21 protein-coding genes are annotated in these 21,967 nt (G+C 67.2%); 9 read left to right on the top strand and 12 right to left on the bottom strand.

Features of this window, described 5'->3' with window-relative positions:
• Nucleotides 1-36: 36 nt before the first annotated feature.
• Together DIE17_RS02470 and DIE17_RS02465 are read right to left on the bottom strand one after the other, a co-directional pair.
• Nucleotides 37-1,812 (bottom strand): glycoside hydrolase family 15 protein, encoded by a 1,776-nt coding sequence (locus tag DIE17_RS02470; protein WP_124519717.1) that lies wholly within the window; start codon nt 1,810-1,812, stop codon nt 37-39.
• Between the two features lie 5 nt (nt 1,813-1,817).
• Nucleotides 1,818-2,027, bottom strand: a complete 210-nt coding sequence (locus DIE17_RS02465) for an SDR family NAD(P)-dependent oxidoreductase (protein WP_260427856.1) — start codon at nt 2,025-2,027, stop codon at nt 1,818-1,820.
• 285 nt (nt 2,028-2,312) lie between these two features.
• On the opposite strand from DIE17_RS02465, the gene coxB reads away from it, so the two are divergent.
• Genes coxB through DIE17_RS02445 form a run of 4 tightly spaced genes read left to right on the top strand, consistent with a single transcriptional unit; the run spans nt 2,313 to nt 8,068 of the window.
• A complete protein-coding gene (gene coxB / locus DIE17_RS02460) occupies nt 2,313-3,386 on the top strand; it encodes a cytochrome c oxidase subunit II (protein WP_409364196.1) in 1,074 nt (357 codons plus the stop codon).
• Nucleotides 3,387-3,399: 13 nt separating this feature from the next.
• A complete protein-coding gene (ctaD, locus tag DIE17_RS02455) occupies nt 3,400-6,039 on the top strand; it encodes a cytochrome c oxidase subunit I (RefSeq protein WP_124519716.1) in 2,640 nt (879 codons plus the stop codon).
• Nucleotides 6,036-6,437: a cytochrome C oxidase subunit I gene (locus DIE17_RS02450; RefSeq protein ID WP_124519715.1), complete on the top strand. Its 402-nt coding sequence runs from the start codon at nt 6,036-6,038 to the stop codon at nt 6,435-6,437. The genes ctaD and DIE17_RS02450 overlap by 4 nt, the downstream gene beginning before the upstream one ends.
• The gene (locus DIE17_RS02445; protein ID WP_260439191.1) at nt 6,428-8,068 is read left to right on the top strand and encodes a cytochrome c; all 1,641 of its coding nucleotides are present in this window, start codon (nt 6,428-6,430) and stop codon (nt 8,066-8,068) included. Before DIE17_RS02450 ends, DIE17_RS02445 begins: the two co-directional genes overlap by 10 nt.
• A gap of 66 nt (nt 8,069-8,134) precedes the next feature.
• On the opposite strand, the gene DIE17_RS02440 is transcribed toward DIE17_RS02445, so the two are convergent.
• From DIE17_RS02440 to DIE17_RS02390, 10 genes are all read right to left on the bottom strand, one after another.
• Nucleotides 8,135-9,481, bottom strand: coding sequence for an MFS transporter (locus DIE17_RS02440; RefSeq protein ID WP_124519713.1), 1,347 nt, complete (start codon nt 9,479-9,481; stop codon nt 8,135-8,137).
• 80 nt (nt 9,482-9,561) lie between these two features.
• Nucleotides 9,562-9,960 carry a RidA family protein gene (locus DIE17_RS02435; RefSeq protein WP_044843433.1) on the bottom strand — a complete coding sequence of 133 codons (399 nt, stop codon included), beginning with the start codon at nt 9,958-9,960 and terminating at the stop codon, nt 9,562-9,564.
• A gap of 112 nt (nt 9,961-10,072) precedes the next feature.
• Nucleotides 10,073-10,849 (bottom strand): benzoate diol dehydrogenase BenD, encoded by a 777-nt coding sequence (gene benD / locus DIE17_RS02430; RefSeq protein WP_124521064.1) that lies wholly within the window; start codon nt 10,847-10,849, stop codon nt 10,073-10,075.
• Entirely contained in the window at nt 10,846-11,868 is a 1,023-nt protein-coding gene (benC, locus tag DIE17_RS02425) for a benzoate 1,2-dioxygenase electron transfer component BenC (protein ID WP_124519711.1), read from the bottom strand. The genes benD and benC overlap by 4 nt, the downstream gene beginning before the upstream one ends.
• Nucleotides 11,869-11,907: 39 nt before the next feature.
• Nucleotides 11,908-12,396: a benzoate 1,2-dioxygenase small subunit gene (benB, locus tag DIE17_RS02420; RefSeq protein ID WP_044843430.1), complete on the bottom strand. Its 489-nt coding sequence runs from the start codon at nt 12,394-12,396 to the stop codon at nt 11,908-11,910.
• Nucleotides 12,393-13,751, bottom strand: coding sequence for a Rieske 2Fe-2S domain-containing protein (locus DIE17_RS02415; protein ID WP_124519710.1), 1,359 nt, complete (start codon nt 13,749-13,751; stop codon nt 12,393-12,395). The genes benB and DIE17_RS02415 overlap by 4 nt, the downstream gene beginning before the upstream one ends.
• Nucleotides 13,752-13,867: 116 nt before the next feature.
• Nucleotides 13,868-14,821, bottom strand: a complete 954-nt coding sequence (gene catA / locus DIE17_RS02410) for a catechol 1,2-dioxygenase (RefSeq protein WP_124519709.1) — start codon at nt 14,819-14,821, stop codon at nt 13,868-13,870.
• 74 nt (nt 14,822-14,895) lie between these two features.
• Nucleotides 14,896-15,186, bottom strand: a complete 291-nt coding sequence (gene catC, locus DIE17_RS02405; protein ID WP_044843427.1) for a muconolactone Delta-isomerase — start codon at nt 15,184-15,186, stop codon at nt 14,896-14,898.
• A 45-nt stretch (nt 15,187-15,231) separates the two neighbouring features.
• Entirely contained in the window at nt 15,232-16,368 is a 1,137-nt protein-coding gene (locus tag DIE17_RS02400) for a muconate/chloromuconate family cycloisomerase (protein ID WP_124485828.1), read from the bottom strand.
• A 285-nt stretch (nt 16,369-16,653) separates the two neighbouring features.
• Nucleotides 16,654-16,986, bottom strand: coding sequence for a hypothetical protein (locus tag DIE17_RS02390; protein WP_124519708.1), 333 nt, complete (start codon nt 16,984-16,986; stop codon nt 16,654-16,656).
• Nucleotides 16,987-17,157: 171 nt separating this feature from the next.
• On the opposite strand from DIE17_RS02390, the gene DIE17_RS02385 reads away from it, so the two are divergent.
• The 5 genes from DIE17_RS02385 to DIE17_RS02365 all read left to right on the top strand — a co-directional run bounded on the left by DIE17_RS02385 (nt 17,158) and on the right by DIE17_RS02365 (nt 21,956).
• Entirely contained in the window at nt 17,158-17,577 is a 420-nt protein-coding gene (locus DIE17_RS02385) for a ribonuclease E inhibitor RraB (protein WP_124524439.1), read from the top strand.
• A 761-nt stretch (nt 17,578-18,338) separates the two neighbouring features.
• Nucleotides 18,339-19,088: a hypothetical protein gene (locus DIE17_RS37790; RefSeq protein WP_260427874.1), complete on the top strand. Its 750-nt coding sequence runs from the start codon at nt 18,339-18,341 to the stop codon at nt 19,086-19,088.
• A gap of 165 nt (nt 19,089-19,253) precedes the next feature.
• Complete coding sequence (locus DIE17_RS02375; protein WP_124521773.1) at nt 19,254-19,589, top strand: hypothetical protein; 336 nt, start codon at nt 19,254-19,256, stop codon at nt 19,587-19,589.
• 220 nt (nt 19,590-19,809) lie between these two features.
• Nucleotides 19,810-20,043, top strand: coding sequence for a hypothetical protein (locus DIE17_RS02370; RefSeq protein WP_124451731.1), 234 nt, complete (start codon nt 19,810-19,812; stop codon nt 20,041-20,043).
• Between the two features lie 440 nt (nt 20,044-20,483).
• Nucleotides 20,484-21,956 carry a benzaldehyde dehydrogenase gene (locus DIE17_RS02365; protein ID WP_124521771.1) on the top strand — a complete coding sequence of 491 codons (1,473 nt, stop codon included), beginning with the start codon at nt 20,484-20,486 and terminating at the stop codon, nt 21,954-21,956.
• Nucleotides 21,957-21,967 lie beyond the last annotated feature (11 nt).

The following is a 21,967-nucleotide window of genomic DNA, read 5'->3' as shown; positions in this document are numbered from 1 at the left end:
CGCCCCGTCGCGCGCGGCGCGGCGCAGCGCGGTGGGTCAGCCGATGTCGACGTCGTCGCCGCCGTCCTGCAGCGCGAGCGCCGCGTTGACCAGGCCGACCTGCGCGAGCGCGAACGGGAAATTCCCGCACATGCGCCGCGCCTTCACGTCGTACTCCTCGGCCAGCAGACCGACGTCGTTGCGCAGGCGCAGCAGCCGCTCGAACAGCGCGTGCGCGTCGGCGTCGCGTCCCTGCATCCGGTACACCTGCACCAGCCAGAAGCCGGCCGCGACGAACGCCCCCTCGTTGCCCTCGCAACCATCGTCGAAGCGCGGCGGGCGATAACGGAACGGCAGGCCGTCCTCGACCAGCTCGCGCTCGATCGCGGCGACCGTCGCCGCGACGCGCGGGTCGGACGCGTCGAGCATCCCCGTCAGCGGAATCAGCAGCAGGCTCACGTCGAGCCCGTCACCGTCGTAGCGGTCGACGAAGCGACCGAGTTTCGCGTGGTAGCCGCGCGCGAGGACGTCCGCATGCACGGTGTCGGCCCAGCGCCGCCACGCATCGAGCGGCGCGTGATGATCGAACGCGTGCGCGGAGCGGCACGCGCTTTCGACGGCCGCCCATACCATCACCTTCGACGACGTGAACGGGTGCCGGCCGCTGCGCACTTCCCAGATCCCTTCGTCCGGCTCGCGCCAGATCGTCGCGAGATGCTCGAGCAGTCGCCGCTCGAGCATCCATGCGTCGTCGTCGGGCGGCAGCCCGTGCCGGCGCGCCTGGTACAGCGCGGCCAGCACTTCGCCGTACACGTCGAGCTGCAGTTGTTCGGCCGCCGCGTTGCCGAAGCGCACCGGCCGCGCGCCTTCGTAACCGGCCAGGTGCGCGGCTTCCCATTCGTCCGCCCGCCGGCCGCCGTCGGCCGCGTACAGCACCTGCAATTGCGCCGGATGATCGGCGATCGCGCGCACCAGCCAGTCGCGCCAGCGCGCCGCCTCGTCGCGGTAGCCGCAGCGCACCAGCGCGCGCAGCGTGAAGCTCGCGTCGCGCAGCCAGCAGTACCGGTAGTCCCAGTTGCGCATGCCGCCGAAGGATTCGGGCAGCGAGCTCGTCGGCGCCGCGACGATGCCGCCCGTGCGCACGCTCGACAGCAGCTTCACCGTGATCAGCGCGCGCTCGATCGCGTCGCGATACGGGCCTTGCGCCGTATTGCACATCGACCAGGCGCGCCACGACGCCAGCGTGTCGCGCAGCGACGCGTACGCATCCGGCAAGGGCGGCGGCCGGTCATATGAACGCGCATAGCTGATGCAGAAATCCGCGCGCTCGCCCGCGGCGATCCGCTGCGTGCCGACGAGCCGGTCGTCCCGCACGTCGAGGTGCGCGTCGGTATCGAGCCACATCGCGTCGCCGCCCGTCATCATTCGCCAGCGCCGGCCGAGCCGCCGGCACCACGGCAACGCGTGGCCGTAGTCGAAGCGCACGCCGAGATCGACGTCGAGTTCGACCGTGCCGCGCTCGCCGCGCACGCTGCGGATCAGGCACGGGTCGGGCGCCGCCCAGTTCATCCAGTCGATCACGACGACGCAGCCAGACGACGTCTCGAACGTCGTTTCGAGCACCGCGCTGCCGGGCAGGTAGCGGCGTGTCGCGCGGGCTCCCGGCTCGCGCGGCCCGATGCGGAAGCGGCCGTTGTCCGGCGTGCCGACGAGTGCGGCAAAGCATGGCGGCGAATCGAAGTCCGGCCAGCACAGCCAGTCGATGCTGCCGTCGAGCGCGACGAGCGCGGCACTGCGGCCGTCGCCGATCAGCGCGTAGTCCTCGATTAGCATCGCGCTCACCGGTTCAGCTTGCGCGCGGCGGCGTCGCCGACGTCGACGGCGATCGGCAGCGCTTCGACGCCATGCGCGCGCACTTCGCACGCGACGTCGTGCAGCGCGCGCGGATCGCCGGCAGGCAGCGCGACCTTGGCAGCGCGTCGCGCGAACGCGTGAGTGGCGGCCCGGCCGCCCCCGGCACTCGCACTCGTGATCGCGACGGTCCTCACGGTCGATTCCTCCTTTCGTTCGCGGTGGCCGGCACGCCGCCGAGACATTCCCGGAGTTGCCGGCCGTAACACGATCGGCGTAGCAAACTGCGTGCCGGATATCGCACGAGCCGCGGCACCCTGCCCCCGAATGATGAACCGTCGCCCGATTTACAAGCCGGCTGTAACGCGCTGCACGTTGCGTGCACAACGCCGGGCGCCTCGCCTACGCGCCGTCCGCGCACGGAACTTGCTCCGCCGCGAACGGTTTGTCGTCACGCCGCCGGATCCGGCAAGGAGTCGCCTTTGCTCGTCCCGCCGTTCATGAATGCGTGCCGTATTGCCGATACCGCCGATATCGCCGGCATTGCCGGCATCGCCGCGGCCGCGTGCATCGTCGCGCCGCGGGCAGCGCGTGCGGCCGGCGCTTCTGCGTCACCCGCCGGCCCGCTGCCGCTCGCGTACGTCGCGCATGCTGCCGGCCCCGCTGCAGACCCGGTGCTCGTGCTCGGCTGGGCCTTGCTCGCGCTGTGCACGTTCGTCTGCGCGACGATCGCGGTGCTGCTGCTGATCGCGATGTTTCGCCGCCGCGCACAGGCGGGCGGCGGTCACGGCAGCGGGCTGGCGATCGTGACGGTCGGCTCCGCGATCTCGGTCGTCCTGCTGTTCGGTGCGCTGGTCTACATGCTGCGCGTGCTCGGCGCGGTCGCGGCGCCGCCGCGTCCGCCCACGTTCACGATCGTCGTCACCGCGCGCGACTGGTGGTGGGCCGTGCGCTATCCGGACGACGCGGGCGGCGCCGCGTTCGTCACCGCGAACGAGATCCACATCCCGGTCGGCGAACCCGTCGCGGTCGAACTGAAGAGTGCGGACGTGATCCATGCGTTCTGGGTCCCGCAACTGGCCGGCAAGACGCAGACGATCCCGGGCCAGACGAATCACCAGTGGCTGCAGGCCGACCGGCCGGGCGTCTATCGCGGACAGTGCTCGCAATACTGCGGCGCGCAGCACGCGCACATGGCGTTCGAGGTCGTGGCCGAGCCGCCCGATGCGTTTCGCGCGTGGCTCGCCGCGCAGCGGCAGCCGGCACCTGCCCCGGCGGCCGGCGCCGAGCAGCGCGGCCGACATCTGTTCGACGCGCGCTGCGCGGGGTGCCACACGGTACGCGGCAGCGGCGCGGCTGGCGACGCGGGCCCCGACCTGTCGCATCTCGGATCGCGCCGGCTGCTCGCGGCCGGCACGCTGGACAACACGCCCGACAACCTGCGGCGCTGGCTCGCGCAAGCGCAGCAGATCAAGCCGCAGACGCTGATGCCGTCGTTCGCGCTCGCGCCGCGCGACGCCGACGATCTCGCCGCGTATCTCGCGACGCTGCACTGAACGGAGGATGACGATGGCCGTTGTCCGCGACCCGCCCGCCCCGCTCAGCCGCGTGCCGGACCTCGGCGAAGCGCCGCCCGGCTCCGCGCACGAGCGCGAACTGGCCGGCCTGTGGGAATCGGAACCCGGCTGGCGCGGCTGGCTCGGCACGGTCGACCACAAGCGCATCGGGCTGCGCTACATCGTCACCGCGTTCGCATTCCTGCTGCTCGGCGGCGTCGAGGCGCTCGTGATGCGCATCCAGCTCGCGCGGCCGGATGCGACGGTGCTCACGCCTGCGCAATACGACGCGCTGTTCACGATGCACGGCGTCACGATGATCTTCCTGTACGCGCTGCCGGTGCTGTCCGGCTTCGCGAACTATCTGTGGCCGCTGATGCTCGGCTCGCGCGACATGGCGTTCCCGCGCCTGAACGCATTCTCGTACTGGGCGTTCCTGTTCGCCGGGCTGTTCCTGTATGCGAGCTTCCCGCTCGGCGCGGTGCCGGACGGCGGCTGGTTCAATTACGTGCCGCTCACGTCGCTCGACTACAGCGCCGGCGCGAACATCGACGTCTATGCGCTCGGCATGATCCTGCTCGGCGTCTCGACGACCGGCGGCGCCGCGAACTTCGTCGTCACGCTGCTGCGGATGCGCGCGCACGGGATGTCGATCGACCGGCTGCCGATCATCGTGTGGGGCACGCTCACCGCATCGGTCGCGAACCTCGTCGCGGTGCCGTCCGTGAGCCTCGCGTTCCTGCTGCTGTGGCTCGACCGCAATGCCGGCACGCACTTCTTCGATGTCGCGAACGGCGGGCGGCCGCTGTTGTGGCAGCACCTGTTCTGGATGTTCGCGCACCCGTGGGTGTACGTGGTCGTGCTGCCCGCGATGGGAATCGTGTCGGACGCGCTGCCGACCTTCTGCCGCCGGCCGCTCGTCGCGTACGAGGCCGTCGCGGTATCGACGGTGGCGACGATGCTGATCGGCTTCGAGGTGTGGGTCCACCACATGTTCGCGACCGGCATCGCGCCGCTCGCGCTCGCGTTCTTCGGCGCGGCGAGCATGCTGATCTCGATCCCGAGCGCGGTCGCGGTGTTCGCGTGGCTCGCGACGATCTGGACCGGCCGCCCGGTGTTCCGCACGCCGTTCCTGTATTTCGCGGGCTTCGTGCTGATGTTCGTGATCGGCGGCGTGTCCGGCGTGATGACGGCCGCGGTGCCGCTCGACTGGCAGCTGACCGACACGTATTTCGTCGTCGCGCACCTGCATTACGTGCTGCTCGGCATCAACGTGTTCCCGGTGCTCGGCGGGCTCACGTACTGGTTCCCGAAATTCACCGGGCGGATGATGAACGAGCGCTTCGGACGCCTGACGTTCTGGGTCGTGCTGGCCGGCTTCAACCTCGGCTTCTTCCCGATGCACGTCTCCGGGCTGCTCGGGATGCCGCGCCGCATCTATACCTATCCGTCCGGAATGGGCTGGGACACGTCGAACCTGCTGACGACGATCGGCTCGTTCGTGTTCGGCATCGGGATCGTGATGTTCATCGTCAACGCGCTGGTCAGCGCGCGGCGCGGCGCGCGCGCCGGCGGGAATCCGTGGGGCGCGGCCGGGCTCGAATGGTCGGTCGCGTCGCCCGCGCCCGTGTACAACTTCGCGGTTCTGCCGCTCGTGGCGTCGCGGCACCCGCTGTGGGAAACGCGCGACGACGCGAAGCGCACCAGCGTGCAGGTCGGCTACCGGCTCGCGGACGGGCGCGAGGCGCTCGCGGTCACGCCGCTCGCGGCGACGCCGAGCGCGATCCTGAAGATGCCCGAAGACAGCAGCGTGCCGTTCGTGCTCGCGCTGCTCGCGACCGCGGTGTGCGCTGCGCTGCTGGCGCGCTCGCCGACGCTCGTGTGCGCGGCCGTCGCCGGCTGCGCGATCGGGACCGCCGTGTGGCTGTGGCCGCGCCGCACGCTCGGGCAGCGCGCACGCCTCGCGGCCCGCGATACCACGCAGGCGCCGTCGGCGGCCGCCGGGCTGGATCCGGAACGGCCGCCGTCGGCCGCGGTGCCGCCCGGCGCGCCGGCCGCGTGCGTCGAGCCGTTGCCGGTCGGCAGTTACGGCGAACGCGCGGGCGGCTGGTGGGGCGTCATCACGCTGATCGTGACCGAGGCCGGACTGTTCGGCTATCTGCTGTTCTGCTATTTCTACCTGCAGTCGCAAGCGGCCGCGCCGTGGCCACCCGAAGGGATGCCGAAGCTCGGGCTCGCGGCCGGGAATACGGTCGTGCTGCTGTCGAGCAGCGGGTTCGTGTGGCTCGCCGAGCGCGCGGTGCGGGCCGGCAGGCAGGCCCGCGCGGTGGCCGCGCTCGCCGTCGCGCTCTTGCTCGGCGTCGCGTTCGCGCTCGTGCAACTGCACGAGTGGCGCGACCATCCGTACGGCCCGACCGCGCATCTGTACGGCAGCCTGTACTTCACGATCACCGGCTTCCACCTCGCACACGTGGTGGCCGGCCTCGTGATCCTCGCGCTGCTCGCCGGGTGGACCGCCGCCGGCTTCTTCGGCCGCGAGCGACGCGTCGCGCTGACGGTCGGCGGGCTCTACTGGCACTTCGTCGACATCGTGTGGCTGTTCATCTTCACCGCGCTGTACGTGTCGCCGTACTGGCTCAGGAGCCCGGGATGAACGGCGCGCGACGCTCGTGGACGCCCTTGCTCGCGATCGCGGCCGGCCTGGTCGGCGCGCCCGCGCTGTGGTTCGCGCAGATGCTCGCGTCCGAAACGCTCGCGTCGACCGCCTGCTATCCGCTCGGCGTCGCGCAGGCGGTGCCGCGCTGGGCGCACGTCGGCGTGTGGCTCGCGCTGATCGCCGCGTGCGCGTTCGCGCTGGCGGCCGTCTTCGCCACGTGGGTCGTGCGCACCTGGCAACGCCGGCATGACGCCGATGTGCAGGCCGCGACGCACGACGACAGCACGCGATTCCTCGCGCGCTGCGGGATGCTCGCCGCGCTCGGGTTCGTGATCGGTCTCGTGTTCACGGGGATCGTCACCGCTTTCCTGGGGCCGTGCAGTCCATGGCGCTGATCTCGTTCGCTGCGCTCGCTTCGATCGTTTCGCGCCCGGCGCGTCTCGTTCCGGGGCGCGGCGTCGGCGTCGGCGTCGGCGTCGGCGTCGGCGTCGGCGTCGGCGTCGCGCTCGCCGCGTGCGCCGCGCTCGCCGCATGCGACATGCAGCGCGACGACCACGCGATGTCCGCCGGCGATACGGCCGATGCCGCGTCGGCGGCCGAAGCGGCCGAGCCCGCATCGGGCTGGCGGTTCGTGAAGATTCGCGCGGCAGCCGATGCCGGGGCGTCGATGTCGGCGCGGGTGGAAAGCGATCGCCGGCTGTCGCGGTCGCGCGATGCGACGGCGTCGGATTCGGCATCGTCGGGGGCGTCCGCCACGCTGCGCGATGCGGCGTCCGCGGCGGCCGCGTCCCGTCGCCCGGTGGTCGCCGCCGCCGCCGCGAGCGCCGATGCCGCCACCCTCGCGCGCGGCCGCTATCTCGCGTTCGCCGGCGACTGCGCGGCCTGCCACGACGCGGCCGACCACACGCCGTACGCGGGCGGCCAGCCGGTGAATTCCCCGTTCGGACCGATCTATGCGCCGAACATCACGCCGGACACGGCGCACGGCATCGGCGACTACACGCTGCGGCAGTTCGACGACGCGTTGCGGCGCGGCGTGCGCGCGGACGGCAGCCGGCTCTATCCGGCGATGCCGTACCCGTCGTTCGCGCGCATGACCGACGATGACGTGCGCGCGCTGTATGCGTATTTCATGCGCGGCGTGGCGCCGTCCGCGAACGCTGCGAAGCTCACGCAACTGCCGTTTCCGTTCAACCAGCGCTGGGCGCTCGCGCTGTGGAGCCTCGCGTTCGCGAACCACGACCGTTTCGCGCCGCAGCCGTCGCAATCGTCGGAATGGAATCGCGGCGCGTATCTCGTGCAGGGGCTCGGCCACTGCGGCGCATGCCATACGCCGCGCGGCCCGGCCTACAACGAGCGCGGCTACGACGAACGCAGTCCCGCGTTCCTGACGGGCGGCATCAACGATCACTGGTTCGCGCCGAACCTGACCGGCGCGGATGCGGAGGGCCTCGGGCGCTGGAGCACCGACGACCTCGCCGCGTTCCTGCGCAGCGGCCACGCGGTGCGCGGTGCCGTGTTCGGCGCGATGGCACCGGTCGTCGCCGAGAGCACCGCGCGGCTGACGGATGCGGACCGCCACGCGATCGCCGTGTACCTGAAGTCGTTGCCCGCGCAACCGACCGCCGCGACGAATCCGCTCGGCGTCGGCGTCCCGCGGCTGACGGCCGCCGGGCCGCGGCCGGAAGGCGGCCAGCAGGCGCCGGGAGCCGGCGTGTATGCAGCATTCTGTGCGCGTTGCCACGGCGCCGACGGCGCGGGCGTGCCCGAGCGCGGGCCGCCGCTCGCCGGCAATTCCGCCGTGCTCGCGGCCGATCCGACCAGCGCGATCCGGATCGTCGTGGAAGGCGCACGGCCGGCGCCCGGCACGCACGGGCCCGTGCAGCGGATGCCGGCGATGCGCGGTGCGCTGACCAGCAGCGAGATCGCCGCAGTGGTCAGCTATGTGCGCGGCGCGTGGGGCAATCGCGCCGCACCGGTGTCGGAGCAGGATGTGAGACGGTTGCGGGCGGCGATCCACCGCTGAACCCCGGTCGCGATCGACATGTATGACTAATCGAACCGTACGAACCGGACCGGCCGGTTCACGCGCTCAGTGCGGCATCGCCGGCGCCGCTTCGACGTCGGACCGGCCCGGGCGCAGGCAGAGCGTGGCAAGCGCGGCGCCCGCGAGCGGCACGGCCAGCGCGAGGAAGAATCCGGACGGCCCGCCCCACGCCAGGAACGTGCCGCCGACGGCCGAGCCGGCGATCGCGCCCGCGCGGCCCATCCCGATCGCCCAGCCGGTCGCGGTCGCGCGCAGCGCGGTCGGATACGCGCCGACGATCAGGTAGTTCAGCGCGATCTGCTGCCCGCCGATGCCGAACCCGGCCGCACCGACGAGCGCGAACACCAGCGCCCAGTTCGTGCCGGCGTAGCCGAGGGCGAGCGCGATCGCGATGCCGGACGCGAACATCGCGCCGAGCAGGTTTCGCGTATTCACGCGCGGCAGCACGATCGACAGCGGGATCGCGCAGACGATGAACACCGCATTGACGATCACGGTGCCGACCGGCGCCTGCTGTGCGGTCAGGCCGGCCGCCTTCAGCACCGTCGGCAGCCACGACAGCAGCATGAACCATGCGACCCAGTTCAGCAGGTAGATCGCCCAGATGCCGAGCGTGTTGCCCGCGTGGCCGTCGCGGAACAGCGCGGCGACGCTCGCTTTCGTCGTCGCCTCTTCGGGCACGGACAGGCGCGCGTCGGACGGCAGCGCCTGCGCGACGATCTTCGACAGCGTCGCCCGCACCCGCTGCTGCGCGCGTGCGTCGTCACGCGACGCCAGATAAAACAGCGACTCCGGCAGCAGCAGCGCGACGAGGCCGAGCACCGCGAGCGGCGCCGCGCCGCCCACGACGAAGATCCCCGGCCAGCCGATCACCGGCAGCATGCGCGCGGCGAGCAGCCCGCCGAGCATCGCGCCGGCGGGCAGGCCGAGCAGCACGCCCGTCATCACCGCGCCGCGCAGCCGGGCCGGACAGTATTCGGCCGCGAGCGCGAGCAGCACCGGTGTGCAGCCGCCCATCCCGAGCCCCGCGACGAAGCGCAGCGCGAGGATGTGGCGCGGGTCGCCGGCCCATGCGGTCGCGAGCGTCGCGGTGCCGAACAGCGCGAGGCCGATCATGATCGCCGGCCGGCGGCCGATGCGGTCGCCGACGAGGCCGAGCGTCATCGCGCCGATCGTCATGCCGACGATCCCCGCGGTCAGGATCGGGGCGAGCGCGCCGGCCGGCAGCCGGAACGACGCGAGGATCGCCGGGCCGGTAAACGCGATCGCCTGCGTGTCGAAGCCGTCGAGCAGCGCGATCAGCACGCACAGCGCGAGCACGCGAATCTGCAACGCGCCGAGCGGCGCGTCGTCGATCAGCGCGGGAATCGAGCGAACGGAAGCAGCAGTCATGAAAGCGTCTCCAGGATCGCCCCGTCGTTGCGGGGCGATCCGTTTATCGTTTTTGAATTACGGCGTGAAGGGGTCGCGTATCAGTCCGCCTGCACCGCGACGGCCTTGATCTCGACGATGTAACCGGGCGAGCCGCCGAGCATGTGCGCGCCGACCGCGGTCCACGCGGGCCGCGGATGCGCATGCAGATAGCGGTCGCGTACCTCCATGAACAGCGGCAGGTCGCGCATGTCGGTGTGGAAGGTCGTCAGGTCGACCACGTCGTCGAGCGATGCGCCGGCCGCCTCGAGCACCCGCTTCAGGTTCTCGAACGCCTGCACGATCTGCGCCTCGCGGCCTTCGACGAGCTGCATCGCGGCATCGCGGCCGATCTGGCCGGATACATAGACGGTATCTCCGACCTTGACCGCCGGCGCGTAGCCGATTTTCTCGTACACGGCTTCCATTCCGGCGGGGATGATCGCTTCGCGTTTGGGCATGAGTGTCTCCGGGGCCGGCGTGTCGGCGCCGGCCGGTTGTTGGATGGTTGTTGGATGGTCGTTCGCGTGCACGCCGGACTGCGGCGCGCACGTGTCGGAAGAAGCGCGCCCCTCAACCCGTATCGCCACCCGCGACCGGCAGCACCGTGCCGGTGATGTAGCTCGCCTCGTCCGACGCGAGGAACAGGATCGGCGCGATCTGCTCGTCGAGGCTGCCGTAGCGCTTGAAGAACGTCGAATCGGTCACCTGCCGCACCGCTTCGGCCATCCACGCCTGCTCCTGCGCGTTGTCGCCGGCCGCATTGCGCGGCACGCGGCGCGGCGGCGCCGTGGTGCCGCCCGGCGCGGTCGCGACCACGCGGACGTTGTGCTCCGCGTATTCCATCGCGAGCGCCGCCGTCAGCGCATTGACGCCGCCTTTCGCCGCCGAGTACGGCACGCGGCGAATCCCGCGCGTCGCATTCGACGATACGTTGACGATCGTGCCGCCGCCCGCGGCCAGCAAGTGCGGCAGCACCGCGTGGCAGCTGTAGAGCGTCGGCATCAGCGAGCGGCGGATCTCCGCGTCGATCTGCTCGGGCTCGAACTCGGCGAACGGCCGCATCCGGATCGCGCCGCCGACGCCGTTGATCAGCACGTCGATCCGGCCGAACGTCGCGACCGCGCACGCCATCGCCGCGCGCGCGCCGTCGTAGGTCTCGAGATCGGCGATGAAGCCGGCCGTGTTGCCGCCAGGTGCTTCGGCGGCCACCTCGGCCACGAAGTCCGCGCGGTCGACGAACAGCACCTGGCCGCCCTCGGCCGCCGCGCGCAGCGCGACGCCGCGGCCGATGCCCTGCGCCGCGCCGGTGACGACGACGACCTTTCCGGAGAATCGTTGCATGGTCATGCCGCCTTTGCCGTCACGTTCGGGGTGAACTTCTCGTAGTGGAAGCTGTTGGGCTTCACGCCCGCGTCGTCGAAGTACTGGCGCACCGCGTCGACCATCGGCGGCGGGCCGCACAGATAGACGTCCACGTCGCCGTCGTTCAGCGCATCGGCCGGAATGTGCTGCGTGACCCAGCCCTTGCGTTCGTGGCTCGACGCCGCATCGGCGACGACCGTCGCAAAGCTGAAGTTCGGCAGCTTCGCCGCATACGCTTCGATCGCGTCGACCAGCACGAGGTCGAGATCGCGCGTCACGCCGTAGATCAGGTGCACCTTCTGCTGCGAACCGCTGCGCGCGAGCACCTCGAGCATCGACAGGAACGGCGCGAGACCCGTGCCGCCCGCGAGGAACAGCAGCGGCCGCGCGACGTCGCGCAGGTAGAAGCTGCCGAGCGGCCCGTTCAGTTCGAGCGTGTCGCCGGGTTTGGCCGATTCGAGCCACGTGCTCATCACGCCGCCCGGAATCTTCTTGATCAGGAATCCGACCTTCGTGTCGCCCGGCGCGGACGAGAACGAGTACGAGCGGTGCTGGCCGCTGCCCGGCACGCCGATGTTCACGTACTGGCCCGGCAGGAACACCGGTGCGGCCGTGTCGACGTCTAGTTCGAGCACGATCGCCGCGTCGTTGTGCTGGTCGACCTTCGTCACGGTCGCGGCGAACGCGCTGTGGCCCGTCTTGCATGCGACCGACGAGCTCGGCACCGCGATCACGCAATCGCTGTGCGGCACCATCTGGCACGTCAGCACGAGGCCGCCGTCCTTCTCGTCCTCGGTGAGCGCGTCGTCGATGTAATCGTCGCCGAGGTCGTAGCTGCCGCTTTCGGCGCGGCACTTGCAGGTGCCGCACACGCCGTCGGAGCAGTCCATCGGGAGGTTGATCTTCGCGCGGAACGCGGCGTCGAGCACCTTCTCGCCGGCCTTGCAGTCGATGAAGCGGGTGACCCCGTCCTCGAAGTTCAGTGCAATCTTGTAGGTGGACATGACCTCGTCTCCCTGTGTTACTGGTCGAAACAATCGGCGTCAGACGTGGTACACGTCGAGCACCTGCCGGATGTAGTCGTTCTTCAGCACGATCTTCTTGTTCGAGATCAGCAGCGCGTCGCCCACCTGGCGCAACGTGACGAACATCGTGCCGAAGAAGTGATCGGTCACGCGGTAGCGGTGGTTCAGCGTGTGGAAGTTGTAGCGCACGTCCACCTCGCCGTCGCGCTCGGCCAGCACCTCGACGTTCGTCACGTTGTGGCTGGTGCGCGGCTCTGGCGTCGACGCGCCGCTGCGCTCGGTCTTGATCCGGAACACGCGATCCTCGAGGCCGCCGCGATCCGCGTAGTACATCAGCGAGATCTGGCTGTGCGGATCGTCGGTCGGCCGGTCGTCGTCGTCCCACGCGGGCATCCAGTACGTGACGTCTTCCGTGTAGCAGGTGAGCCACGCGTCCCACTCGCGGTCGTCGAGCAGGCGCGCTTCGCGATACAGCGCCGCGCAGATGGTCCGGTAATCGATGTTCATGCTTCCACCTCCCCGCGTTCCTGCTTCAGTGCATCGCGCATCACGTGCACCCAGTGTTCGTGCTGGCACACGAACAGCCCTTCGTCCTCGCTGCGCTCGCCCGACATGCGCGGGTTCAGCCCCATCCGTTTCGCGTTCTCGTCCGGCCCGTCGATCCACAGCGGCGCGCCGCGCGACAGGTCGTTCCACATCGCCGTGATGCCCGCGTAGCCGGCCTGGCACGCGCGGAACTCCTCGAGGTCGTCGGCCGTGCCCATGCCGCTCACATTGAAGAAGTCCTCGTACTGGCGGATCCGCGTCTCGCGGTCGGCGTCGCTCTCGCCCTTCGGCGCGAAGCAGAAGATGCTGACTTCGGTCTTGTCGACGCCGAGCGGGCGCACCACGCGGATCTGCGTGCTGAACTGGTCCATCAGGAACACGTTCGGGTACACGCACAGGTTGCGCGTCTGGTTCACGATGAAGTCGGCCTGCACTTCGCCCACGCGCGCCTTGATCTCGTCGCGGTGCTGGTACACGGGCCGCACTTCGGGGTTCATCGTCTTCGTCCACAGCAGGATGTGGCCGTGGTCGAATCCGTACACGCCCGCGACCGACTTGCTCCAGCTGTTCGCGTCGACGGCCTTGGTGCCGTCCTCCTTGCGGCGGCCCATCGTCGCCGCGTAGTTCCAGTGCACGGTGCTCACGTGATAGCCGTCGCAGCCGTTCTCCATCTGCATCTTCCAGTTGCCTTCGTAGATGTAGGAGGAGTTGCCGCGCAGCACTTCGAGGCCGTTCGGCGCCTGGTCGACGATCTGGTCGATGATCACGCGCGCCTCGCCGAGGTAGTCCTCGAGCGGCAGCACGTCGTCGCTGAGGCTGCCGAACAGGAAGCCGCGATAGTTCTGGAAGCGCGCGACCTTCTTCAGGTCGTGCGAGCCGTGCGTGTTGAACTGCACCGGATACTCGGTCGTCTTCTCGTCCTTCACCTTCAGCAGCTTGCCGGTGTTCGAGAAGGTCCAGCCGTGGAACGGGCACGTGAAGCTGCCCTTGTTGCCGTGCTTGCGCCGGCACAGCATCGCGCCCTTGTGTGCGCATGCATTGATCACCGCATGCAGCTCGCCGGTCTTGTCGCGCGTGATGACGACCGGCTGGCGGCCGATCCATGTCGTGTAGTAATCGTTGTTGTTCGGGATCTGGCTTTCGTGCGCGAGGTACACCCAGTTGCGCTCGAAGATGTGCTTCATCTCGAGCTCGTACAGCGCCTCGTTCGTGAAGATGTCGCGGCGGCAGCGGAAGATGCCGGCCTCCTTGTCGTCCTGCACGGCGGTGGCGAGCAGGTGGTCCAGTTCGGTGGTGGGGTCGATCGTGGCGGACATGTTGGTTCCTCCTGTGCGCGTGCCGGGTCCTGCAAGCACGCTCGCATCGGTATCGATTGAATCTCGCGGGAGCCCGGCCGGCGGCGGCGCCTGCGCGCCGCCGGGCCGTCGGGCGGTTATGCCGTGGCGGAAGCGCGCAGGCGTTCGACGATCTGGTTGTCCTTGCCCTCGACGCGCGGCGTCAGGACGAAGTTGAACTCGATGTCCTGGTACGCGTCGGCCTTCAACCCGAGCGCGGCGCCGCCGGTCTTGCCGGTGACGGGCGGGATCAGCTCCTCGCGGGTCGCATACGCGAAGTCGTCCCAGATCAGCGGGTCGCCGTCGATGTTGAACTGGGTCGTCAGCTTGCGGTGGCCGTCGCTCGTCACGAAGAAGTGCACGTGCGCCGGTCGGTTGCCGTGGCGGCCGAGGCGGTCGAGCAGCTGCTGCGTCGCGCCCTGCGGCGGGCAGCCGTAGCCGACCGGCATCAGCGTGCGGAACTCGTACTTGCCGTCCGCGCCCGTCTTCACCGCGCCGCGCAGGTTGAAGTCGCTCTGCGCGCCGGTCGGGTCGAAGTGCGAATAGAAGCCGTGCGAGTTCGCGTGCCAGCATTCGACCAGCGCGCCGGCCACCGGCTTGCCGTCGAGATCCTTCACGGTGCCGTGGATCACGAGCGGGCCCGCGCCTGCGTCCGCGTCGAGGTCGATCTTCGCGACGCCGTCGCGCACCGGCGCGCCGGCGACGTACAGCGGGCCTTCGATCGTGCGCGGCGTGCCGCCGTCGAGGCCGATCGCCTCGTCCTCGGCGTCCATCCGGATGTCGAGATACTTCTCGAGGCCGAGGCCGGCCGCGAGCAGCGCCGCTTCGCCGTCCTGGCCGAGCTTGTTCAGGTAGTTCACGCCGGCCCACACTTCGTCGGGCGTGATGTCGAGATCGTCGATCGCCTTGAACAGGTCGCCGAGCAACCGCAGCACGATCTGCTGCGTGCGCGCGTCGCCGCCGTTCGCGCCGTTCGCGCCGTTTGCGCCCGCGTTCGACGCGGCCTTCAGCAGATCCTGCACTTCCTTGGTTTCGAAAACTTTGACGCTCATGATGGTGTCTCCACGTGTATTTGGGGAAAGGTGACCCGGGGTGCTCGCCGTTGCAGAAGCGGCGGCTCCGTGGCTCAAACGTCGCCGTCGTGTATCGACGACGGGTGGCGACACAACGGCGTCACCGAAATCTTCATGTACGGGAACAGCGGCAGGCCGGTCAGGATCTCGTGCAGCTCGGCGTTGCCCGACACGTCGAACACGCTGTAGTTCGCGTATTCGCCGGCGATGCGCCAGATGTGGCGCCACTTGCCGCTGCGTTGCAGCTCCTGCGAGTACGCCTTCTCGCGGGTCTTGATCTCGTCGGCCACCGCGGCCGGCAGGTCGGCCGGGAGGTTGACGTCCATGCGTACGTGGAAAAGCATCGTGATGTCCTGGTACGTGAGCGGGTTGTCGCGGGTATTAGCGGGTCAGCGGGCGACTTTCGTCAGCCCGTCGCGGGTGAAGCGCGCGACCTTCGCTTCGTCGAGTTCGATGCCAAGGCCCGGGCCGCTCGGCACGGTCAGCTCGAAATCGCTGTAGTCGAGCGGGGTCGCGAGAATCTCTTCGGTGATCAGTAGCGGTCCGAACAGTTCGGTGCCCCACTGCAGGTTCGCGAAGCTCGCGAACAGATGCGCGGACGCGACCGTGCTGAACGCGCCTTCGAGCATCGTGCCGCCGTACAGCTCGATGCCGGCCGCGTCCGCGATCGCCGCGACGCGTTGCGCCGCGAACAGGCCGCCGCTTTGCTCGATCTTGATCGCGAACACGTCCGCGCCGTGCTGCTTCGCGATCTCGAACGCGCTGTCCGGGCCCTGCAGGATTTCGTCGGCCATCAGCGCGACGGGGAAGCGGCGCATCAGCCGTGCGAGCGCCGCGGCCGACGCGACCGGCTGCTCGACCAGTTCGCAGCCGGCATCGGCGAGCGCCGGAATCGCGCGCGCGGCCTGCGTTTCGCTCCATGCCATGTTCACGTCGACGCGCACCGAGGCACGCTCGCCCACTGCCCGCTTGATCTCGGCCACGTGCCGGATGTCCGCGTCGAGCGCCTTCGCGCCGATCTTCAGCTTGAACACGTTGTGGCGGCGCAGGTCGAGCATCCGTTCGGCTTCGGCGATATCGGTCGCGGTGTTGCCCGATGCGAGCGTCCACGCGACCGGCAGGCGATCGCGCCGGCGGCCGCCGAGCAGTTCGCTGACCGGCACGCCGAGGCGCTTGCCGTGCGCGTCGAGCAGCGCGGTTTCGAGCGCGCTCTTCGCGAAATGATTGACCTTCGCGAGCTTGCCGAGGAACGCCATCAGCGTCTGGATGCGCGTCGCGTCGCGGCCGATGATCGCGGGTGCGAGATACGCGTCGATCGCGAGCTTCATCGCCTCCGGGCTTTCCGGGCCGTAGGCCATCCCGGCGATCGTCGTGCCTTCGCCGAGGCCCGTCACGCCGTCGCTGCAGGTCACCTTCACCAGCATCAGCGTCTGGCCGTGCATCGTGGCGACCGACAGCTTGTGCGGACGGATCGTCGGCAGGTCGACGAGGCGGGTTTCAATGCGTTCGATGGTGACTGGGGACATGGGGCACGCTGCGTGTGGGGAGTTCATGGGACGGATTTATACGCGGCGGGGAAATGGAGCGTCCAATACTTTTGGTTTCGTTTTTTGATACCTGGTAGGTATTGAAAATCGCCTGAAGATGCGTGATATTGCGGTGCGCCATACCTTTTTTGGCTAGGTATACGGGCTGAGAGGCTTGCTGGAGCGCGGTCTTGCGGGTCCGGGGTGTTGCTTGGGCGGGGGTGCGGTGCGGCTGCTTTCGGTGGGGGGAAAATCGGCTGAAAACCGGTGGACTGTCTGAGCCGATCAGGGTTTTCCTGAGGGGAAACACGCGGGTTTGGCCGTCCGGTCTTCGGCTTCGGCGTTGGGTTCTGCGGACGAACGAAAAACATCGGTACGCGGATATCGACGCCCGACGCAGAGGCTCCTCATCCACCAGAAGCTGACAGTACACGCCGTAGCTGCTGCAGGAGGCGCGATGCCGCGGCATTCAGGTGTTGCGTTGCCTATGGACGTCAGCATGAGCACGTGGGGTTGCGCGACCTGGTGGCCCGGCTTGCTCCAGAGGTTCCAGAAGGACTGCTCGACACCCACCAGTTCACTGTTTTCGGCGTGTGGCAAGCCGAAGGCGAGGTACATTGAGTGACCGCTTTCCGGGATCACCGTGGGGCCGTTCCGGGTCGGGCGCGGGCATCCGCATCGGACAGCAGCCGGCCAAGAAGGGTCATTCGGTGTCAGATCGTAGATCGTCGACAACGAAACAACATCTCTCCCGACGTTCACCGCAGGTAGCATGGTGAAATCCACGATATGCAAATCGACAGTAAGCACTCGATCATGGTCGTCATTGAAAATATTCAACGATACAAAAAAGAGGGGAAAGCCGTGTCAGTTATCGAGACTTTGATGGAAACTGCAGTTGCTGACGTTGATCAATTGCGTGTAATGGATGCACAAGGAGACGACTTTGGCGTACCTCGCGAAGTCGATTTTTGCCTGATCGCACCGTCTGCCGAAAAGGCATCGATTGTTTCCGGTTTCATTAACGACTACCAGTACGGCCGCGCTTCGGTGGAACAAGTCGACGACCATTTTCGCGTCCTAGTCTTCATCAATATGCCAGTTCTCCAGCACAATATTTTAGCTGTGTCGGGATTCATGACGTGTATCTCTGCATTTTTTGGGCTGACCTACGATGGTTGGGGGTGCGTCGTTCAGAAACGCAACTGAAAACATTTTTCGATGTATTGCCGCCGTCGCAGTCCGGCCAAAAACGGTCAGTTACATTTTTCCCGAATCTGAGCGCTCTGCGTCGCCGGTAACTCTTTGGGTGTCGCACGAAGGACCGTCCCTCGAACAAGGTAGGGGGACGCTGAGACAAAGTAGCCTAGACTAGATCTCACGAGGGTTGATTTCAACAAATGTGACCAAATGACGACGTTGTGCAGCGACGCGTGGGGAGGCGGGAAAATGACATCGAGGCGTAAGTGTGCAGTCGTGTACCTTCTATTATTCGTTTTACTCTTTGTTGTTCCGTCGGTTGTCATGTCGGCACACTTGCCGGACGGTTTCGCATTTCTCAGCGCCGGTGTTTCGTTAGTAATATTTATCTTATGGGCGCTAACATTCTCGTGCCCCCGATGTGGAGATCCATTTTTATGGGAGATTCGTGGGCACTGGATAATCACTCGGCCATTTCCTCGTCGAACTTGTAGAGAGTGCGGACTTCCTACTAACGAACCGTTTGTAAGGAACAAGGGTCGCTAAAACCTGCTGCGGGAGCAAAACGCGGGCAGGTAATGCGCGAATCTCGCCTTCGGGTCGATCTGCGCCGGTCGCGCGTCACAGGGCGGCGGCCGGCCGCGTTCGGCCATGAGCGGTCGGTCGACGTCAACGTCTAGATCGTTGACAATGACCGTGCCGGTCCATCGATGGCCGGGCGCGGAAATTCAGATCGTACGTCTCAATTGCTGTCGAATGGGGACAATCAGATGAAACTCCAGGCCGGATATGATCAGACGTTTCAGCATGTGCGGCAAAATGCGCACGGCCTGGCGTACGATGTTGGGTTTCACGTATATCAGCGCAACGACGGAACATTCATATTCGGCTACGAAGTAGTGCAGGAGGAAACCGATTGTCGATTCGGAAATGGCGCTAGTAGGTTGGACTTCGAGGGCACGCGTGTAGAAGCGGAAGCGCATGTACGGGTATTACTAGAAAAGATGATCGATAACCTGACGGACGAGGGTGGGGAGAGAGTAACGCGAACAGGCGAACGTGCCGGTTATCGGATTGTCGAATGGAACGACGGGACTGACGGGGCTATCGAGGAGTTAGTTCTACGCTGTCCGGAATTAGTGCTCGGGCGACATGTTGCAATTGCAAGTTGTGACAGCGGCCCATATACACCGACCGATGAGGAATTCACGGTGGGATGGTCAAAATTCGGCGAACTCGCGGTCAGTCCATTAGTCAAGGCGGTATCGCAGCTTCCGATGCCAGGCTTTGATGAGTGGTATGTGTACGAGAGACTTATCAAGTTTGAACACCATTCAAATTTCGTGAATCGTTTAGGTTTTAGCCCGCTCAACGTCAATGACAAATACACCGAAGAATTCTGGAGACAGGTTGCCAAGTTGGAGCCTCTGCACGTGCTTGGATCGGGCACACCCGGTTTGTTCTTGGTCACGCGTGACGAATTGCTTTTCCAGGCAGCAGTTCGTGAAGTAAAGCTTTGAAGGCGACGAGGCACGCGTTGTTACACGGCAGCGCGCGTGCCGGCCAGCAGTAGATTAAAAGTGACGGCAATACGGAGAGGCGACTGTCTCTTATGGGCAGTCGAGGAACTACATCGGTGTCCGGTCTTGCGGTACGCGTAGGATGCAGAAAACTGGGAGCACTGAGTGAACGACGACATTGAGAACGAGGAGCCGTGGGACGCTGCTCTTGCACAGACGCTGCCTGGCCAGTTGGTGCTTGTTGGACTCGCGTACTTCGATGTCGATTCTGAGGCGCCATTCGAACAGCAGCAGTTGTTTGGGCGCGTGGTTTTCGCAGACCCTCGAGAAGGCATAGTTCTGTCCCTCCAAGGAAGAAGGGCTGGGGAGCGCTTCTGCCTCCCTCCTGATTTGCGGTCATTCCGCGAAGCGGCCCCAGGAGAGTATCGCCTTCGATCAACCGGCGAAGTTGTGGTGAACCCGGACTTCACAGTCACGTTCTCGATACGCAAGCAGCGCTAACACGAGGGCGCCTGATTACGGCCATCAACGGTCGGTCGACGTCAGCGTATTGATGGATGACAATTGGCGTGCATGTCTTGGTAACGACCCTCAGGGAGACGTGTGAGGTACTTACAGGGCGAACGCTGGCCGATGCCGAGCCGGAGTGGTACCGACCGGGCCGAAAAGAGGCGTTTCAGAGTGGCATCGAAACGGCGAAATTTTGGAGCTCGAGAAAATCATGGACCACCCTCTGTACAAACTACTCAAAAAATTAGACGAAAAGAGACTGTACTACTCCCTTTCGCGACATCGTAGCGACACGATACTGGTGTCGGTGACGCTTGTCGGAATGCGCGTTGAGGTCGACGTTTTTGATGACGGGCGAATGGATGTTTCCTGCTTTCGCGGCGATGAAAGTGTCGAAGGGTTTGAAGATCTAGCCTACGCGCTGATTGCAGAATACGGAGACTAATGCTGTTCGCGATGTTGTTGCCGACATCGAGCAGCAGCGTTGTTTCGAAACTGTCAACAATGCGAGTGTTACTTATGCAGCGAATGTCAACTTTCCGCAGGTGGTAGCGGCCGTTCAGGGTCGACAGCCGCCGTAGAGGCGAAGCTGCTCCAAGCGGTGGCATTGGGTCGGTAACTGCCAATCCGGAGAAGCTTGAGCGTAGGTCTTGGCACGGGTTGGGGCGATCAGACACGGCGCAGCTCCTACTGCACCAACAATCCCCTCACCGACTGTTCAATTTCCGCACACCGAATCGCAGGCACCCACCGACCCGCGCGGCCTCGCCGGGTGGGAATAAACCCGGATAGCCCCGCTTCTCCTCACCCGCCTACCCTCGCGCGCATGCTGGTCGGGCGGCGCAACGCCCGCTCCGGCCGATCGGAATTTCGTGAGGAGACTACATGGATAGCAGCAGCAACACCGCCTTGTTCGACGCCGACATCTGGCGCGGCAAGACCTTCACCGGCCGCTGGCAAGCGAGCCCGCACGCGTCCGACGTGATCGAACCCGCAACCGGCAACACACTCGGCCGCATCGGTCTCGCCGACTCCGCGGCCATCGCCGAAGCATCAGCCGCCGCGCATCGCGCGCAGCCCGCCTGGTTCGCCCTGCCCTACGACGAACGCGCGGCTGTGATGCGCCGCGCGGCGGCCGTCGCCGAAACGCACTTCGATGCGATCGTCGACTGGCTCGTGCGCGAAAGCGGCTCGACGCGCGCGAAGGCGTCGTTCGAAACCTCCGTCACGATCAAGGCACTGCACGAAGCAGCCGGGCTGCCGTCGCGCGCGGCCGGCGAAGTGCTGCCGTCGGCGGCCGGCCGGCTGTCGCTCGCGCGCCGCCGCCCGCGCGGCGTGGTCGGCGTGATCTCGCCGTTCAACTTCCCGCTGTACCTCGCGATGCGCGCGGTCGCACCGGCGCTCGCGCTCGGCAACGCGGTCGTGCTGAAACCCGATCCGCGCACGGCCGTGTGCGGCGGCGTCGCGCTCGCGCGCGTGTTCGAGCTGGCCGGCCTGCCCGAAGGCGTGCTGCACGTGCTGCCCGGCGACGGCGCGGCCGGTGCGGCGCTGGTCGCCGATCCGCACGTCGCGATGATCCAGTTCACCGGCTCCACCGCGGCCGGGCGCAAGGTCGGCGAAGCGGCGGGCCGCCACCTGAAGAAGGTGTCGCTCGAACTCGGCGGCAAGAACTCGCTGATGGTGCTCGACGACGCCGATCTCGATCGCGCCGTCGCCAACACCGCATGGGGCGCGTATCTGCATCAAGGCCAGATCTGCATGGCGACCGGCCGCGTGCTCGTGCAGCGCACGATTCACGACCGCTTCGTCGCGAAGCTCGTCGAGAAGGCACAAAGCCTGCGGGTCGGCGACCCCGCGACCGCGGACGTCGGCCTCGGCCCGCTGATCAACGCCGCGCAGCGCGATCATGCGGCGAGCGTGGTCGACGCGGCCCGTCGGGCCGGCGCACGCGTCGAGACGGGCGGCGGCCATCGCGACCTGTTCTTCGAGCCGACCGTGCTGAGCGGCGTCGCGCCGGGCAACCCGGCATTCGACGAGGAGATCTTCGGGCCGGTCGCGATCGTCGTGCCGTTCGATACGGACGAAGATGCGATCGCGCTCGCGAACCGGACAGAATACGGGCTGTCGATGGCGATCCTGTCCGCCGACGTCGGGCGCGCGCTCAGGATCGGCGAGCGCTTGAACACCGGGCTGCTGCACATCAACGACCAGACGGTCAACGACGAAGTGATCAACCCGTTCGGCGGCGTCGGCGCATCGGGCAACGGCTCGAGCATCGGCGGCAGCGCGAACTGGGAAGAATTCACGCAGTGGCAGTGGCTGACGATCAAGGGTGAAGCGCCGCTTTACCCGCTTTGACGAGGAGACCG

Origin of the sequence: Burkholderia sp. Bp9099 (assembly GCF_003857805.1) — a bacterium.
In the GTDB taxonomy this organism is placed as follows: Bacteria; Pseudomonadota; Gammaproteobacteria; order Burkholderiales; family Burkholderiaceae; genus Burkholderia.
This window is presented reverse-complemented; position numbering and strand designations above follow the sequence as displayed.

What these genes read in the sequence shown, in the direction of transcription:
- DIE17_RS02385 (WP_124524439.1), top strand. Translation starts at nt 17,158, where the DNA reads ATGCAAATCGACAGTAAGCACTCGATCATGGTCGTCATTGAAAATATT.
- DIE17_RS37790 (WP_260427874.1), top strand. Translation starts at nt 18,339, where the DNA reads ATGAAACTCCAGGCCGGATATGATCAGACGTTTCAGCATGTGCGGCAA.
- DIE17_RS02470 (WP_124519717.1), bottom strand. Translation starts at nt 1,812, where the DNA reads ATGCTAATCGAGGACTACGCGCTGATCGGCGACGGCCGCAGTGCCGCG.
- DIE17_RS02390 (WP_124519708.1), bottom strand. Translation starts at nt 16,986, where the DNA reads ATGTACCTCGCCTTCGGCTTGCCACACGCCGAAAACAGTGAACTGGTG.
- DIE17_RS02415 (WP_124519710.1), bottom strand. Translation starts at nt 13,751, where the DNA reads ATGTCCGCCACGATCGACCCCACCACCGAACTGGACCACCTGCTCGCC.
- benC (WP_124519711.1), bottom strand. Translation starts at nt 11,868, where the DNA reads ATGTCCACCTACAAGATTGCACTGAACTTCGAGGACGGGGTCACCCGC.
- DIE17_RS02445 (WP_260439191.1), top strand. Translation starts at nt 6,428, where the DNA reads ATGGCGCTGATCTCGTTCGCTGCGCTCGCTTCGATCGTTTCGCGCCCG.
- ctaD (WP_124519716.1), top strand. Translation starts at nt 3,400, where the DNA reads ATGGCCGTTGTCCGCGACCCGCCCGCCCCGCTCAGCCGCGTGCCGGAC.
- catA (WP_124519709.1), bottom strand. Translation starts at nt 14,821, where the DNA reads ATGAGCGTCAAAGTTTTCGAAACCAAGGAAGTGCAGGATCTGCTGAAG.
- catC (WP_044843427.1), bottom strand. Translation starts at nt 15,186, where the DNA reads ATGCTTTTCCACGTACGCATGGACGTCAACCTCCCGGCCGACCTGCCG.
- benB (WP_044843430.1), bottom strand. Translation starts at nt 12,396, where the DNA reads ATGAACATCGATTACCGGACCATCTGCGCGGCGCTGTATCGCGAAGCG.
- DIE17_RS02440 (WP_124519713.1), bottom strand. Translation starts at nt 9,481, where the DNA reads ATGACTGCTGCTTCCGTTCGCTCGATTCCCGCGCTGATCGACGACGCG.
- DIE17_RS02365 (WP_124521771.1), top strand. Translation starts at nt 20,484, where the DNA reads ATGGATAGCAGCAGCAACACCGCCTTGTTCGACGCCGACATCTGGCGC.
- DIE17_RS02370 (WP_124451731.1), top strand. Translation starts at nt 19,810, where the DNA reads ATGGACCACCCTCTGTACAAACTACTCAAAAAATTAGACGAAAAGAGA.
- DIE17_RS02450 (WP_124519715.1), top strand. Translation starts at nt 6,036, where the DNA reads ATGAACGGCGCGCGACGCTCGTGGACGCCCTTGCTCGCGATCGCGGCC.
- DIE17_RS02435 (WP_044843433.1), bottom strand. Translation starts at nt 9,960, where the DNA reads ATGCCCAAACGCGAAGCGATCATCCCCGCCGGAATGGAAGCCGTGTAC.
- benD (WP_124521064.1), bottom strand. Translation starts at nt 10,849, where the DNA reads ATGACCATGCAACGATTCTCCGGAAAGGTCGTCGTCGTCACCGGCGCG.
- DIE17_RS02400 (WP_124485828.1), bottom strand. Translation starts at nt 16,368, where the DNA reads ATGTCCCCAGTCACCATCGAACGCATTGAAACCCGCCTCGTCGACCTG.